Raw genomic sequence first — 13,880 nt, 5'->3', positions numbered from 1 at the left:
AAACAAAGAAAGGAAGATGCGCTTTGGCAAATGAAGAATTGGTGCTGCGGGCCAGGGACGGGGATCGGGAGGCTTTCGTGGAACTGATGCGGCAAAACGAAGATGCGTTATACCATATGGCCTGGTCGATGCTGAGAAAAGAAGAGGATGTCGCGGATGCGATGCAGGAGGCGATCTTCAAGGCTTATCGCTCGATCGCTTCGCTGAGGGAACCCCAGTTTTTCCGAACTTGGATGTTTCGCATCCTGATTAATGAATGCAATACGCTGCTGCGCGGTCGAAGCCGGACAGTAACCGTTGCAGAGTTCCCGGTGACGGCCTCTCGGGGCAATGATTACGACGGAGTCGATATGCGGGATGCCGTGGATCGACTGGAGCAGAAGCAGCGGATCGTGGTCATCCTGCATTATTTTGAAGACATGAGTATTTCGCAGGTCGCACAGACGCTGGAACTGACCGAGAGTGCGGTTAAGACGAGGTTAATGAGGGCGCGGGCCGTGTTGATGAAGAAATTTCAAATCCATTCGAAAGGGAGTATGAACTATGAATCAATCTAATGCCGAGCAGCAGCTCGATTTCCATTTGAAAAAAGCAGCCGGAGAGCGTAAACCTATGTCTCCAATTGTACGTACCCGTTTGGATGCGGCTTATGCCTCGCTGCCGGATCATCCCGAATCTGCCCAAACAGATCTAACCGTATCCACAAACAAACGAAGAACCTCTCCCCTGCGCCGTACAGCTATCGTTGCCGCATCCGCCGTCGCGATCTCCGCCGGATTGTTCGCTTCAGGCTTTGTCTCTCCGGCGATGGCCGATACGATTCGGGAGATCCCGTTGATCGGCAGCCTGTTCAGCAAGATCGAAGGCGATGCGGGTCTGCGTACCGCTGGCGAACGCAGTCAGGGAACGATCGTTGAAGCGACCGCCGTATCGGGAAATACGAGCATGAAGGTGAACGAAACGATCTTCGACGGCACGCGTGTTGCTTTTGCCGTCGACCTGACCGTTCCGGACATTCCGACTGCGAGCAAACTGGAAGAAGAGATGCAAAATGTCAGCCTGAATATAGAAGGCAAACCGGAATTCAACGGTTTCTTCTATGAAGAACCGATCGAACGGGGGAACGGTACGTATACGCTGCTGATGAATTCGCCTCTCAATCCCGAAGAAGCTCAAGGACTGGGCGAACGCTTCGACGGCACAATCACGATAACGATGCGAAATCATGCGAAGCCGCTAAGCGTTAACGTTCCTTTTGAACGGATTGCGAACGGACGGGAACTGCATCTGAATCCGGGACCGACGGTTCAGGACGAGCACTATACGTTGAGCATCGATACCTTGGATATTACGGCTTCCACTGTGCAATTGGGCACGACGCTTGAATGGAAAGACCAAACAGCCTCTGCGGTTAAGCAAGAAGAAGCGCTGCTGCCAAGCGCATACGAAATCGTGGACGATCAAGGGAATGTACTGGATGTTGTAGGCGGACAGGGCATGCAGGACGGCGGCACAATGACGAGCATTTCCAATTACGGGGCAGATTTGAGCGAAGCCGAGCATATCGTCGTGAAGCCTTATTTGCGGGATAGCGACTCGAATAGCGATGCGAAGATTTACCTGGAAGGTCTGGAAGTGAAGATCGATCTGGCAAAAAACAAATAAGCGGCGTGCCCTTGCAATCGCCATACGAAAAAAGACTCCGCGAGCGTTCGCGGAGTCTTTCTGTTAGGCGTCTATTCATGCGGCCAGTAAAGGTACTCTAGGTAAGAAAGTCTTCCCTTCTTGACCGACCTGCTTCGTTATTAATTAAATCGCTTTTCGAGCCTGATCGAACAGCACGTTGTTTTCCAAATGGATATGCTCGAACGTATCCTTTTCCAATGCTGCAAGACGGTTCAGGACCAGACGGTGCGTGCCGCATGCGTCCATCGGAGGTACGAAATCGCTTGTGATTTCGCGCAGTTCTTTGAGCAGATCGCCTGCGGCTTCATGCTCGCTTTCCAGTTCAGACAGATGGGGTTTGAGCGCTTCCGCGCCTTCCGCGGAAGGCGAAGCGAAATAGCTTGCCAGCAGCGGGAACACGTTTTGATCTTCGTCTTCGGTATGCTCAAGCAGTTCTTTTTTCAACAACGAAAAGATTTCTTGAACGCGGAGCAGGTACGGACGATGTCCGCCGTGCACGCGGGCAAGCTTGGTCACATAAGGCGTCAACGCGGGCAGCTCTTCGCGCAATGTGGCGTGATATCTTTGTTGAATATGAGCAATCAGCGCATCAGGTTCGAGCGAAGACGGCTTCATTTCCTGACGCAGTGCTTCTTCCTGAGCGATCTGTTCGATGCGGCTCAGCACTTCCGCCGTATCCAGTCCGCGCTCCTGCGCAGCTTGCTGAAGCGGCATTTTCCCTCCGCAGCAGAAGTCGATGCGCAGTTCGCGGAACAGATCGCCGGTACGCGGCATTTCACTAACGATATCGGATACCCAAGTGTTTTCATTTACGGTTGCAGTTGTCATATGATTGGCCTCCCTATAGGCTTGAAAAGATAAGATCGGTAAGGCGATTAAGCACGGCGCCTTGTTCTTTTTCAGTATAGGGAGGGTTGAATAGGTGACTTGTGATTTCAAGCACTTTTTTTCACATTGACTGTAATTCATGTATTTAAATTTGGATAATTGTTCACAATCCCCATATTCGCAAACCTCGGCCCTGCAACCGCAGAACGGCCTCGATCAAAAAATAATCCCCGTAAATAATCGGCACTTCGTAATCGTTGCGCCCGTGATAAGAGCCGCTTCCGTGCGAAACGATCGAATCGCGTTCCGGGTCCCAATCGCAGTAGCGCCTATCCATCGCTTGAAGGATACGGATCGCGCCGCGCAGGTATAGCTCTTTTTCATGCTCATTTACGATCTCGGCTAATTCCAGCAGTCCGCACGCGGCGCAAACCCCTGCTGTCGTATCGAATCCGATCGGCTCGGCGGGCGCCCGAAAGTCGATCAGCGGAACGAAATCGGTCGCTGCGACGCTGGCCAGGAAATAATGCGCGGTACGCTTGGATGCCTGCAAATACCGCTCTTCGCCTGTATGCGCATAGCCGAGCGCCATCCCGTATAATGCCCATGCCTGCCCTCGCGACCACGATGAGCCGGATTCGAAGCCCTGCCCGCCCGGCGTCTCAAGCAGGCCGCCGTTCGTCGGGTCCAGCACGGCGATATGGTTGGAAGAACCGTCCGGACGCAGCAGATGGCGCAGCGACGTATCCGCGTGATCTTTCGCGATCTCGGCAAACCGAGGATCGTTCGTTTCGCGTCCGGCCCAATATAGCAGCGGCAGATTCATCAGGCAATCGACGATGATCCAGCCGGCGCAATCGTCGTTCCACGCCCGAATGAACCGTCCGCGCGGATTATATCGGCCTGCCAGCAGATTGGCGGCATGCAGCCCTCTTGTACGCGAGCGCGGGTTTCCGGTCAATCTATAATTCGCTACCGCGGAATGCAGCCACATAAAGCCGACGTCGTGATGCAATCCTTCGTATCCTTCGAGCGCGCGGTCCAGCTTTTCCTCGACTTTTTCCGCCGCCTGCCGATACGCCTCTTCGCCGGTCGCTTGATACATCTGCCACAACATGCCCGGCCAGAACCCGTTCGTCCACCAGTATATATCCGTTTCGGCTTTGTCTTCGACGTATCGACCGTTCTGCGGAATATACGGAATCCGGGAACCGATCCGCTCGGCTTGCGCTTTCATTTTGATCTCGATTTTGCCGGCTGTTTCGTCCAGCCAGCGGCGGTCGTTTTCGTTTAATCGCTCCTGCATGTCATACGCTCCTTTGCGGCAAATCCTCGAATTTTTCTTTTCCGCCTAACCTTTTGTCGCCCCCGACGAGATGCCTTTGACGAAATACTTTTGCATGAAAACGAACACGACCAGCACCGGAACGACCGATAACGCGGTACCCGCGAAGATCATGTCCCACCTTGACGAAAACTCCCCGATGTAGCGGTAGATTTCCACGACCATCGTTTTGGGTTCGCCCGAAGGCAGCGCCAGCATCGGCAGCAGAAAGTCGTTCCAGATGCCGAGACCGTTCAAGACGACCATGCTGGCCGTGACCGGACCGAGCAGCGGGAACACGATTTTCCAAAAGATGCCGTAGCGTCCGCAGCCGTCGATCTCCGCCGCTTCTTCGACTTCTTTCGGAATGCCTTTGACGAAACTGGTATACAGCAGGCAGCCGAATCCGACCGCTCCCGCGATATAGATCAGGATCGGCCCCGCCAAGCTTCCGTAGAGACCGAACATCTTCAGTTCTTTGAACAACGGAATCATGTATGCCTGAAAAGGAATCATCATCCCGGCCAGGAAATACAGGAAAATGAAATTCGTCCAGCGGGCTTGCCTGCGTTCGATCGCATAGCCGGCCATCGGAATGATCAAAATTTGCAGCAGGATCGAGACCGAGGTCAAAATCAGGCTGTTGAGAATCGCTCGCGGAAACTCGGTCTCGGTGAGCAGGTAACGGAAGTTTTCCAAATACAGCGACGTCGGAAAAGCGATTGCGTCCCGCATGATCTCGCCGTTGCTTTTGAACGCGGACATCAAGTTGAACAGGATCGGGAAAAAGAACAGCAGGGCGACCAGTAAGGTAATCAGAAAAAGCGCGGTTTGCCCGAACCTTTTGCGCGTGGATTCCTTCATTAGTACTGGACCTCCCTTTTCCGCAAAATTTGAACCTGAATGATCGTGACGATCAGGATCAGCACGAACAATACAAGCGCAAGCGCCGTTCCGAAGCCCTGCCGCAGCTCTCCGAAACCGACCTTATAGATGATATAGGTCAGCGTCTCGGTGGCGAAGCCCGGTCCTCCGTCCGTCATGACCGCGATCTGATCGAAAATCTTCAGCGCGCTGATCGTCGACAGTACCATGCAGACCGTCAGCGAACCGGCGAGCAGCGGGAACGTGATGAATCGGAACTGCTGCCAACCGCTCGCTCCGTCGATACTGGCCGCTTCGGACAACTCCGTCGGAATACCCTGCAATCCCGCCAGATAAATGATCATGTAGTAGCCCGCGCCTTTCCAGACCGTGGACAAAATGATCGATATCATCGCGTAATCCGGATTCCCCAGCCAGTCGATCGCCCAACTTCCGAGTCCGACCGCGTTCAGGATTTGATTGAACACGCCGAAATTGTAATTCAGGATCATCGCCCACACGAAGCCCATCACGACTCCGCTGAGCAGCGTCGGGAAGTAGAACAGGCTGCGGAACAGGTTTTTGAACCAACGCACCCGATCGACCATCAGCGCCATGGCGATCGCCGCGATGTTCTCCAGCAGCACCAGGCTTATCGTGAGCACCAGCGTATTTTTTAACGCGTTGTGCACCCGGGGGCTTTGAAAAATCTCCGCGAAGTTGGCCAATCCGATAAACCGGACATCTTCGCTAATACCGTCCCAGGACGTAAAACTCAAGTACACGCTGCCGAGCGTCGGCACGATGACGAACAGCGTATACAGGATCAAAGAAGGCAGGATGAAAAGTAAAGCGAACGAATTCGCATTGGATCTTTTGCGGCGGGTCTTGCTTTTAACGCGAAGCCCCGCCGTCGAAGCCGGAGTGCCCATACGGTCCCCCTCCTTTTATCTATCCGGATCTGTTACATCGAATTGGCTTTGACTTGAGCGTCGTATTCGGTATCGATCTGTTTCATATAGTCAGTCACGTCCCCGTCGGAAGCCACCATCTCTTGCAGCTTTTTATAAAACCAATTGCGGAACTGCGGCGGAATCAGGTTCTCGCCCCACCAGTTATTGATGGCGAGCGACTTGGTCACGTCCGAATCGTTCATCAGATCGAGCGCGGACTGCATGGCCGGACTGGCTTCGTATTCCACCTTTTCCTTCGTCGACGGGATGCCGTTCAAGCTGGCCAGATACAACGAATATTGCTCGGGTTCGAAAAAGTAACGGATGAACGACTTGATCGCTTCCGTTTTGGCCGGGTCTTTCGCCGCTTCGGCCGACAATGTCCACCCCGCCGGGGAAGGCAGCCCGATCACGTTGACATGGCCTTCGCGATCCGGCACCGCATAAAATCCGTATTCGAAGCTCGGGTCCGCTTCTTCGATCTGCGAGAACATCCAAGTGCCGGAGAAGAGTTGAGCCGCTTTGCCGGACACGAGAATCGAAGCGGTCTGATTGTCCGGCGTGCTGAGCCAACCTTTATCGACGTAATTTCGGAACAGGAATTTGAAGTCGGTCATCGCTTGTACCACATTGTCGTCCGCAAAAGAAACTTCCTGCGCCGTCTTTTTGGAGTTCCAGTCCGGGTCCTGCGCGTATACGTCGTCGATCAGGAATTTGTTCACCCAAAATCCCATATGGAAAATGTCTTTGCCGCCTACGACCAGAGGACTGAGACCGCTCGCTTTCAGTTTTTCCTGAACGGCGAGAAATTCGTCGTACGTTTTCGGAAGCTCGGCGATGCCGGCGTCCGCGTATGCTTTTTTGCTATAGATGATGCCCTGCGGCACGTTGAGCGCGAGCGGAGCGTTCCATACTTTGCCTTCGACTTCCGGCGGGGAATCGAACAGTTCCAGCAGGTCCGACGGAAGCTCGACGATCTTGCCCGCATCCGCGAACACTTCGGTATCCCGCATCTCGACCAGATCGGGAAACTCGCCTACGGCGTCTTTCGTTTTCAACCAGTCCAGGTACGAGCTTGCCGAGTTGTCGCTGATGTCTTTGATCTCGATGTTCGGGTGTTCGTCCATGAATCGCTGCACGGTATCGCTGATCGCTTTGCGGGCGGCCGGATCGCCGGACGCGTAGCCGAGCGTGAAGCTAACCTTTTCTCCGCTTTCGCCGCTTGATGCCGCACCGCTTTTCGTCTGCGCGTCGCCCGAGCCTGAGCCGCACGCGCCGAGCAGCATCGAAGCGGCGAGAGTGACGGCGAACCATCCTTTTGCTTTGGGTTTAACCATGTGCATGATCCCCTTTCAATATCCCTTAAATTAGGTAAGCGCTTTCTGAATTTAGAATAGCATTGATATTTCCGGGGATGAATGACGTTTTTTAAGCACGGTATGAGGAAAACTTAAGCATGAGAAAAAAGAACGGCTATGCTAGCCGCTCTTAGGCTATTGAGAAAGTTACTTCGTCGCGGAAAGCGAGAAGGCTCCGAGAGAAATTCGTTCAAAACGCTGTCTCACTCGGAAAACTGGAATGAAATTGGAGATGGAAGTTTTCCAAGTTCAAAGGCGTTTTTCACTGAATTTCTCTCTCCGCCTTCTCGCTTCCAGGTACGTTGGACTTTCTCTATGCGTTCGGAAATGACTCGGCGCCGTTCCTTTTTCTAATTAATCGGGTATAGGAAAACGGAGCAAAACGGAAGTTCCGACGTCTTCGCGGCTGGTGACGGACAGGCCGTAGGCTTCGCCGTACTGGGAGCGGATACGTTCGTGCACGTTTTTAAGACCGATCGAGCGGCCGGGTATGGAGGGAGTGTTCAGGACTTGTTCGATTCGGTCCAGCGTTTCGGCGTTCATGCCGGAGCCGTCGTCGTGGACGGTGACATGCAGATCGTTTTCTTCAACGGCCGCCGCGATCAGGACGGTGCCTTTTTTGCTCGCGCGCAGGCCGTGTTGAATAGCATTCTCGACGATCGGCTGAAGGCTGAGTTTGACGACCCGCCAATCCGCGTTCACCTCCGCAGCGATCTCGAAGCGAAGCGTGTAACGATTATCGTAACGCACGGAGATGATATAGAAATAGTCCCGAAGATGCTGAATCTCTTGTTCCAGGCTTACGCGTTCTTCTCCATAGTCGATCACGTATTTCAATTGGTTCGCCAGCGAGTGGATCATGTCGGCGACTTCGTCGGCTTCTTTATCAACGGCGTTCATCCGAATGACCTCCAACGTGTTATACAAATAATGCGGACGGATCTGGCTTTTGAGCGCGCTGAGTTCCGTCTGCTTTTGCTTGATCTGGGCGACGTAAGCTTCATCAATATGGATTTGCAGGCGCTGCACCATCGTATTGAAGCTCTGCGTCAATCGGCCGATCTCGTCTTCGCTTCGCGGCGGGGGCATCGGTTCCAACCGGCCGGATTCCACCACGGTCATCTGCTTCATCAAGCGGCGGATCGGAGCGGACAGTCGGCGCGAGAACCAGGCTCCGACGACGACGAGCGCGGCGGCACCGATCAGGATCGCCAAATACACGGTCGTTCGGGCGGAAAAAAGCTGTTCGAATAACGCCGCCCGATGCACGCCCGCGATCAATCTGCCCTGCAAATACGGTACCTTTTCCTCTAATATTATCATTTCCCGATCAGGGTTTCCGGAAAGCATCGCCGCCGCGCTTTCCGCGCCCTGTTTGCTGAAAAACAACCGGTCTTTGCCGTTCGCCAGCACCAGTTCGTCCTGCTCGCCTAACGCCAATTCGCCCGAAAGCTGCCGGAACAACCTCGTATCGATATCGAAAAACAGCGTCCCGACCACCTTCGGCTCGCGGGTTAGGGTGCCCGACGTATCAATCAGGTTCCGAGCCAACGTGAACACTTCGCGCGCCGAACCGGCAAAATACGCATCATCGCGCGCCGGAAAGATCGCCAGACGATTAGGCTGAGCTTCCATCTCCGTTTTCCGCTGCTCTGTCGGGAGAAGATCGGTTTGCAGCGCGCGGTTTTCCCGATCTTGATAATACAACTTGCCGTCCGTCTCGCGTACGAAATAAGCGGCCGTGATATATGTATCGCTGTACAGCACTGTTTTCAAAAACGAATCGATCGGCGTCGCGTTAATCTGTTCCAGTTCGTTCACGTTATACGTCTGATTACGGCTCATCGTTTCCGAAAACCCTTCGTAACGCCCGGTATACATCAGTTTGGAAATATCGTCGTACTGCCGGAGCGCCGTGTCGAGATTGTAGCTCATGTACAAGACCATCTGCTGCAAATTCCCGGTCGTGTAACGAACCACGTAATTCGAAAAAGTCTGTACGGAAAACAGGCTGAGCGCGAACAAAGGCACCAATCCGACCAAAATGAACGCTGCCGACAATTTGACGAAAATGCTTTTGGGCAGCCGTTTTCGAAGTTTGCGGATTCCCGTCAATCGTCCCTCCTCCTTTTCATGACGGCGCGCGGCCCGATTGGCGGTAATCCTGCGGCACCTGCCCGTACTTTTTTTTGAACGTGTCGCTGAAATGCCGAACGTTGTTATACCCTACTCGCTCCGCGATCTCGTAGATCATCAGATCGGGATTATGCAGCAGCGCCGACGCCTTGCTCATCCGAATGTCCGTGACGTAGGTCTTGAAGTTCTGCCCCATTTGTTTTTTGAAAAAGCTGCTGAAGTAATAAGGGTTCATATAAAAGTCGGCGGCCATCTTCTCCAGCGTGATCGCTTCGGCGTAATGTTCGTCGACATAGGCGCGGATACGGGAGGGCATGTCGCGGTTGCGGTCCGAGGAATCTTCGCATGCGGCGTTCATCCGGCTGTTCAGTGCTTCTTCGGCTACGGTGCAGGCTTCCGCGTATGACGGGCAAGCAGTCAGTTTTTCCAGTAAAAGTTCGCCGGATCGGTCCGAAGCCGCTTCTCCCCGGCGTTCTTCCCACTCCCCGACCACCGACAGCACGCTGTGGTACAACGCGGAGATCGCCGCATGCTTGCCGATGCCGGGGCCGATTCCGATCGCTCCGAACAACTCTTCGGCCAGCGGATGGATCTCGCCCTGACGCCGCGCGACCATCGCGCCGACCAGCCGCGCTTGCAGCTCCGCCGAATCGGCGCGGCGCTTCGACGGAATCTCGCTGCTTTCTTCGTCCAGCAGCACGCGCCCGAATCCGGCAAAATATGTCCGGTCCAGCGCTTTGAGCGCGGAGCGGTAAGCGAGATCGGCATGCTCCGGCGAATTCGTCGTTCGGCCGACGCCGCACGATACGTGCAGCTTGAGATAAAGCTCGATTTTGCCGATGAGTTCCTCGATCAGATCAGCCAGCGAGTCCACGTCGTCATGCTGCATAAGCACGGCGAAACGTCCTTCTTTTTGCGTGATCATGCCATTCATCCCCTGCTGCTCTTCGACGGCCTCCCGAATGACGTTGCCCAACGCGAAAAAAGCCAAGCTGCGCTCTTTTTCCTGCCAGGCATTTTTCCCGAACGACTCTTCCGCTTCGATCACGAATACCGTGCAGCGTGCGTCGGCGGTCAGACGATGCAATTCAACCAAGGATGTCAACGCTTTCAAATCTCCGTCAAGCAAACGGTCCGTCAGCTCTTCGATCGTCTGCGCCCGGTCTTTGGCTTCATAATAATGCAGCCGTTCCCGCTTCTGCCGGCCTTCGCTTTCTTCCCGAATCAGTGCGGCGGCTTTCCGTACGACCGATTCCAATTGGCTTTTGCTGATCGGCTTGACCAGGTAATCGAGCGCGCCGAGCTGAACGGCTTCGCGCGCATAACCGAATTCCTGAAATGCGCTGATAAATACGATCTTGGCCTGCCCGCCGCGACCGTTCATCTCCTGAATCACTTCGATGCCATTGCCTTCCGGCATGCTGATATCGCTAATAACCAGTTGAGGCGACAAGTCGCGGATCAGCTCTCGCAGTTCGCGTCCGTCACCGGCTTCACCCACAATCTCAAACCCCAGCTCATCCCATGGCAGCAGCTTTTTCAGCCCGCGCAAAATGATCGGTTCATCGTCGGCTAACAATAGCTTGATCGGTGTCATCTCGGCCTCTCCTTTCGGATCGTCAATCGTTCTCGTACAGATCTTCGCGGCGGAACAACAAGGCGAACTGCCGGGCCAAAAATTGCGGCGAATACGGCATGTCGTTGCGCACCCAGGAAGCGATCGTGCCCAGCATGGCCGCGGAGCCGAACCAAACCGCGACGTCCTGCTGGATGCCTTTTCCTTCCAAGCTCTGTTTCGTTACGCCGTCGTTGATTTTTTTCACGAAAATGTCCCGCAGCCGTTCATGGAAAATAGGCACGCCGCGCGACCCGATGATCACTTTGTAAAACTTGGCGTTGGCCGCGACATGCTCCAATAGTCCGAGCAATATCACGTCGTCGCCTCCCGTCTTTTTCTCTTCGATCGTTTTGGTCATCGCTTTCTCGATCTCCACGACCATTTCTTCGGCCATTTTCTCCATCATGTCCTGAATGTCGCGGTAATGCAAATAAAAAGTCACCCGGTTGATCGTGGCCCGCTCGGCGATCCGGTTCACCGTGATCTTGTCCGGCTCCATCTCCTCCAACAATTCAACCAACGCGTTTTTCAATAACTGCCGGGTTCTCAGCACTCTGGGATCGACTTTGGTTTTCTCCGTTTCTTTCATTGGAATCCCCCTGATATGTCTTGATTTACACTTTCATGATTTGTGTATATTATTCAAATTTTAAACAACATTTCGCGCGATTGTGAAAACTAATAGACGATTTAAAGAAAAGTGTCGCTTGTAACCGCAGGCTGCGCCTCGCTATAATCTGATTTATGCAATGTTGATTATCCGACACGTTGTAAAAAAAGTCTAGCCCAGAAACGAGAGGACGGAGAGAAATTGAGCAGTACCCATACTTTAGACACAAAATCGGCCAAAAAAGGACCGATTATGTTCATCATGATTCTGGGCGCCTTCTTGGCGACTTTGAATCAGACCCTGATGAGCGTCGCTACGCCGGAGTTGATGAAAGACTTCGACATTACGGCGGCTACCGCCCAATGGCTGACCACCGGCTATCTGCTCGTCAACGGCGTGCTGATTCCGATCACCGCTTATCTGATGCAAAAGTTCTCGACGCGCCAGCTGTTCCAGGCGTCGATGATGATTTTCCTGGTCGGCACGGTCGTATCGGCGCTCGCGGGCGACTTCCCGATGCTGTTGACCGGACGCCTGATCCAAGCAGCCGGCGCGGGCATTATCATGCCGCTCTTGATGAACGTGATTCTGGCCCTGTTCCCGCCGGAAAAACGCGGATCGGCCATGGGGCTCGTCGGTCTCGCGATTATCGTCGCTCCGGCAATCGGACCGACGCTTGCGGGTTATACGTTGGAACATTATTCGTGGGAAACGATGTTCTACGCGATGATTCCTTTGGCCGTGCTGGTCATCGTGCTGGGCTTCATTTTCCTGCGTAACGTCGGCGAACGCGTCAACGTCAAATTCGACGCGATCAGCGTGATTTTGTCGACGATCGGCTTCGGCGCCCTGCTTTACGGTTTCAGCCGCGCGGGCAGCCTGGGCTGGTCCAGCTCCGAAGTGTTGATCATGATCGCGATCGGCGTGATCGGATTGGTCGCATTCTGCTGGAGACAGCTCAAGATGACGACGCCGCTGCTCGACCTGCGCGCTTTCAAATTCAACATGTTCTCGCTGACGATCGTCATCAGCATCGCCGTGACGATGATTATGTACGCGGACATGATGCTGCTGCCTTTGTATCTGCAAAATGCCCGGGGTTACACCGCGATCGAATCCGGTCTGCTGCTTCTGCCGGGCGCCCTGTTGATGGGCCTCCTGATGCCGGTGACCGGACGGTTATTCGATAAGTTCGGAGCGAAATGGTTGACGATTATCGGTATGGCGATCGTGATCGCGACGACGCTCGGCTTTATCAACCTGACGGACACGACCAGCTATACGTACCTGGTGCTCATGTCCACGGCGCGCCGGATCGGCATGGCCTTCATGATGATGCCGCTTCAGACCGCAGGCCTGAACCAACTGCCGCCCCGACTGAACGCGCACGGCACGGCGATCAGCAATACGACCCGTCAAGTCGCGGGAGCGATCGGCACCTCGCTGCTCGTCACCGTCATGTCCGACCGGGCCAAGTCGTACGCGGCTGACATGATGCAAAACGGCACCGACCCGGCGCAAATCGCGACGCAAGCCCAAATCGCCGGGATTAATGATGCGTATGTGGTGATCGTAGGAATCGGAATCGTAGGCTTGCTGCTGTCATTCTTTATTAAAAAGGTGAAGCGCGGCGGCGAGGGAGAAACGGTGATCGTGCACGGCGAAAAAGGCAACCCGACGAAAGCTTGAACCGGGATTGCTTCGATCTTCAAGGACGATAACCCAAAAAAAAACAAAAAAGCAGCGAAACCCTTCGCTGCTTCGAAGCTGTCGGCATTGTTCCGACAGCTTTTTTTATGCGTTTCGGCAGATCTCAGCAGCTTGATCAAGTAAAGGCAAGGTTGTCAAGCTTTTAGTTTCAATCATTGTCGTCTTGATCGTCCATCTGCTGATGCTCCGCATCGTCCATATCGTTCATATCGTTGTCGTCGTCCGAACCGCAGCCGATCATCGTCGCAAGCAATCCGGCGGCAGCCAGCACACGCAGCGTCTTGTTCATGGGTTCTCCTCCTTTCGCATTTGCGGGTTCTTACTATACGATAACCCCGCAAAAGCCGCTTTGAACTGATTTTGGGGCAGCGATCCGTTCAAGACTTGTTCAAAAATCCGACTGCTGCCGCTTTTTCGGAATTTTGGGCCGGGTCAACTCGAAACTGTGCCGTACCAAGTCGAAAATATCTTCTTCCTCCAACTGCCTGTCCAAAATTACCGTGTTCCAATGTTCTTTGTTCATATGATAACCCGGCTTGATGTCTTCGTGCAGATCGCGCAGCATCGCCGCCCTCATGGGCTCGCATTTGAGATTGGCGCAATCATGACCTTCACGTACGTAAATGAACGCGAACGATTTTTTGTTGGCGCCATGCCGCATGACGGTCCAGCTCTCGTCGAACGGATAATCTTCGTACACGCCGGGGTAGTTCAGGCAGTGGTCGATCAGGTCTTGTTTGTTCATGTTTCCGGTTCACCTTCTTTTCTTGTCTTCGCCGATCTATTCTTATTC

Annotated in this window: 13 protein-coding genes; 3 read left to right on the top strand and 10 right to left on the bottom strand. The window is 54.0% G+C overall.

All coding sequences use genetic code 11. The features are described 5' to 3' along the window. The first annotated feature begins 23 nt into the window (after positions 1 to 23). Together HRQ63_RS02075 and HRQ63_RS02070 are read left to right on the top strand one after the other, a co-directional pair. Positions 24 to 557: a sigma-70 family RNA polymerase sigma factor gene (locus tag HRQ63_RS02075; RefSeq protein ID WP_172238388.1), complete on the top strand. Its 534-nt coding sequence runs from the start codon at positions 24 to 26 to the stop codon at positions 555 to 557. After that, positions 544 to 1,665 (top strand): DUF4179 domain-containing protein, encoded by a 1,122-nt coding sequence (locus tag HRQ63_RS02070; RefSeq protein WP_172238385.1) that lies wholly within the window; start codon positions 544 to 546, stop codon positions 1,663 to 1,665. The genes HRQ63_RS02075 and HRQ63_RS02070 overlap by 14 nt, the downstream gene beginning before the upstream one ends. A 144-nt stretch (positions 1,666 to 1,809) precedes the next feature. On the opposite strand, the gene ric is transcribed toward HRQ63_RS02070, so the two are convergent. The 8 genes from ric to HRQ63_RS02030 all read right to left on the bottom strand — a co-directional run bounded on the left by ric (position 1,810) and on the right by HRQ63_RS02030 (position 11,356). Further along, a complete protein-coding gene (gene ric / locus HRQ63_RS02065; RefSeq protein ID WP_172238382.1) occupies positions 1,810 to 2,514 on the bottom strand; it encodes an iron-sulfur cluster repair di-iron protein in 705 nt (234 codons plus the stop codon). A 163-nt stretch (positions 2,515 to 2,677) separates the two neighbouring features. Then, positions 2,678 to 3,820, bottom strand: a complete 1,143-nt coding sequence (locus HRQ63_RS02060; RefSeq protein WP_172238379.1) for a glycoside hydrolase family 88 protein — start codon at positions 3,818 to 3,820, stop codon at positions 2,678 to 2,680. Between the two features lie 45 nt (positions 3,821 to 3,865). Continuing rightward, positions 3,866 to 4,702 carry a carbohydrate ABC transporter permease gene (locus tag HRQ63_RS02055; protein WP_172238376.1) on the bottom strand — a complete coding sequence of 279 codons (837 nt, stop codon included), beginning with the start codon at positions 4,700 to 4,702 and terminating at the stop codon, positions 3,866 to 3,868. Next, positions 4,702 to 5,634 (bottom strand): carbohydrate ABC transporter permease, encoded by a 933-nt coding sequence (locus HRQ63_RS02050; RefSeq protein WP_172238373.1) that lies wholly within the window; start codon positions 5,632 to 5,634, stop codon positions 4,702 to 4,704. Before HRQ63_RS02050 ends, HRQ63_RS02055 begins: the two co-directional genes overlap by 1 nt. 32 nt (positions 5,635 to 5,666) lie before the next feature. Beyond that, complete coding sequence (locus tag HRQ63_RS02045) at positions 5,667 to 6,992, bottom strand: ABC transporter substrate-binding protein (protein WP_172238370.1); 1,326 nt, start codon at positions 6,990 to 6,992, stop codon at positions 5,667 to 5,669. A gap of 375 nt (positions 6,993 to 7,367) precedes the next feature. Next, positions 7,368 to 9,128: a sensor histidine kinase gene (locus HRQ63_RS02040; RefSeq protein ID WP_216673816.1), complete on the bottom strand. Its 1,761-nt coding sequence runs from the start codon at positions 9,126 to 9,128 to the stop codon at positions 7,368 to 7,370. A gap of 16 nt (positions 9,129 to 9,144) precedes the next feature. Beyond that, positions 9,145 to 10,746 carry a response regulator gene (locus HRQ63_RS02035; RefSeq protein ID WP_172238367.1) on the bottom strand — a complete coding sequence of 534 codons (1,602 nt, stop codon included), beginning with the start codon at positions 10,744 to 10,746 and terminating at the stop codon, positions 9,145 to 9,147. Positions 10,747 to 10,768: 22 nt separating this feature from the next. Further along, a complete protein-coding gene (locus HRQ63_RS02030) occupies positions 10,769 to 11,356 on the bottom strand; it encodes a TetR/AcrR family transcriptional regulator (RefSeq protein WP_172238364.1) in 588 nt (195 codons plus the stop codon). A gap of 273 nt (positions 11,357 to 11,629) precedes the next feature. Between HRQ63_RS02030 and HRQ63_RS02025 the strand changes: the two genes are divergently transcribed. Then, complete coding sequence (locus HRQ63_RS02025; protein WP_172238361.1) at positions 11,630 to 13,066, top strand: DHA2 family efflux MFS transporter permease subunit; 1,437 nt, start codon at positions 11,630 to 11,632, stop codon at positions 13,064 to 13,066. 169 nt (positions 13,067 to 13,235) lie between these two features. Here HRQ63_RS02025 and HRQ63_RS02020 read toward each other — a convergent pair whose 3' ends face one another. Further along, positions 13,236 to 13,376 (bottom strand): hypothetical protein, encoded by a 141-nt coding sequence (locus HRQ63_RS02020; protein ID WP_172238358.1) that lies wholly within the window; start codon positions 13,374 to 13,376, stop codon positions 13,236 to 13,238. 99 nt (positions 13,377 to 13,475) lie between these two features. Beyond that, positions 13,476 to 13,832, bottom strand: coding sequence for an MmcQ/YjbR family DNA-binding protein (locus HRQ63_RS02015; RefSeq protein ID WP_172238355.1), 357 nt, complete (start codon positions 13,830 to 13,832; stop codon positions 13,476 to 13,478). Between the last annotated feature and the right edge of the window lie 48 nt (positions 13,833 to 13,880).

It is taken from the genome of Saccharibacillus endophyticus (genome assembly GCF_013185185.1).
Taxonomy (GTDB): domain Bacteria; phylum Bacillota; class Bacilli; order Paenibacillales; family Paenibacillaceae; genus Saccharibacillus; species Saccharibacillus endophyticus.
This window is presented reverse-complemented; position numbering and strand designations above follow the sequence as displayed.

What these genes read in the sequence shown, in the direction of transcription:
- HRQ63_RS02070 (WP_172238385.1), top strand. Translation starts at nt 544, where the DNA reads ATGAATCAATCTAATGCCGAGCAGCAGCTCGATTTCCATTTGAAAAAA.
- HRQ63_RS02025 (WP_172238361.1), top strand. Translation starts at nt 11,630, where the DNA reads ATGTTCATCATGATTCTGGGCGCCTTCTTGGCGACTTTGAATCAGACC.
- HRQ63_RS02055 (WP_172238376.1), bottom strand. Translation starts at nt 4,702, where the DNA reads ATGAAGGAATCCACGCGCAAAAGGTTCGGGCAAACCGCGCTTTTTCTG.
- HRQ63_RS02045 (WP_172238370.1), bottom strand. Translation starts at nt 6,992, where the DNA reads ATGGTTAAACCCAAAGCAAAAGGATGGTTCGCCGTCACTCTCGCCGCT.
- HRQ63_RS02050 (WP_172238373.1), bottom strand. Translation starts at nt 5,634, where the DNA reads ATGGGCACTCCGGCTTCGACGGCGGGGCTTCGCGTTAAAAGCAAGACC.
- HRQ63_RS02020 (WP_172238358.1), bottom strand. Translation starts at nt 13,376, where the DNA reads ATGAACAAGACGCTGCGTGTGCTGGCTGCCGCCGGATTGCTTGCGACG.
- HRQ63_RS02035 (WP_172238367.1), bottom strand. Translation starts at nt 10,746, where the DNA reads ATGACACCGATCAAGCTATTGTTAGCCGACGATGAACCGATCATTTTG.
- HRQ63_RS02030 (WP_172238364.1), bottom strand. Translation starts at nt 11,356, where the DNA reads ATGAAAGAAACGGAGAAAACCAAAGTCGATCCCAGAGTGCTGAGAACC.
- ric (WP_172238382.1), bottom strand. Translation starts at nt 2,514, where the DNA reads ATGACAACTGCAACCGTAAATGAAAACACTTGGGTATCCGATATCGTT.
- HRQ63_RS02015 (WP_172238355.1), bottom strand. Translation starts at nt 13,832, where the DNA reads ATGAACAAACAAGACCTGATCGACCACTGCCTGAACTACCCCGGCGTG.
- HRQ63_RS02060 (WP_172238379.1), bottom strand. Translation starts at nt 3,820, where the DNA reads ATGCAGGAGCGATTAAACGAAAACGACCGCCGCTGGCTGGACGAAACA.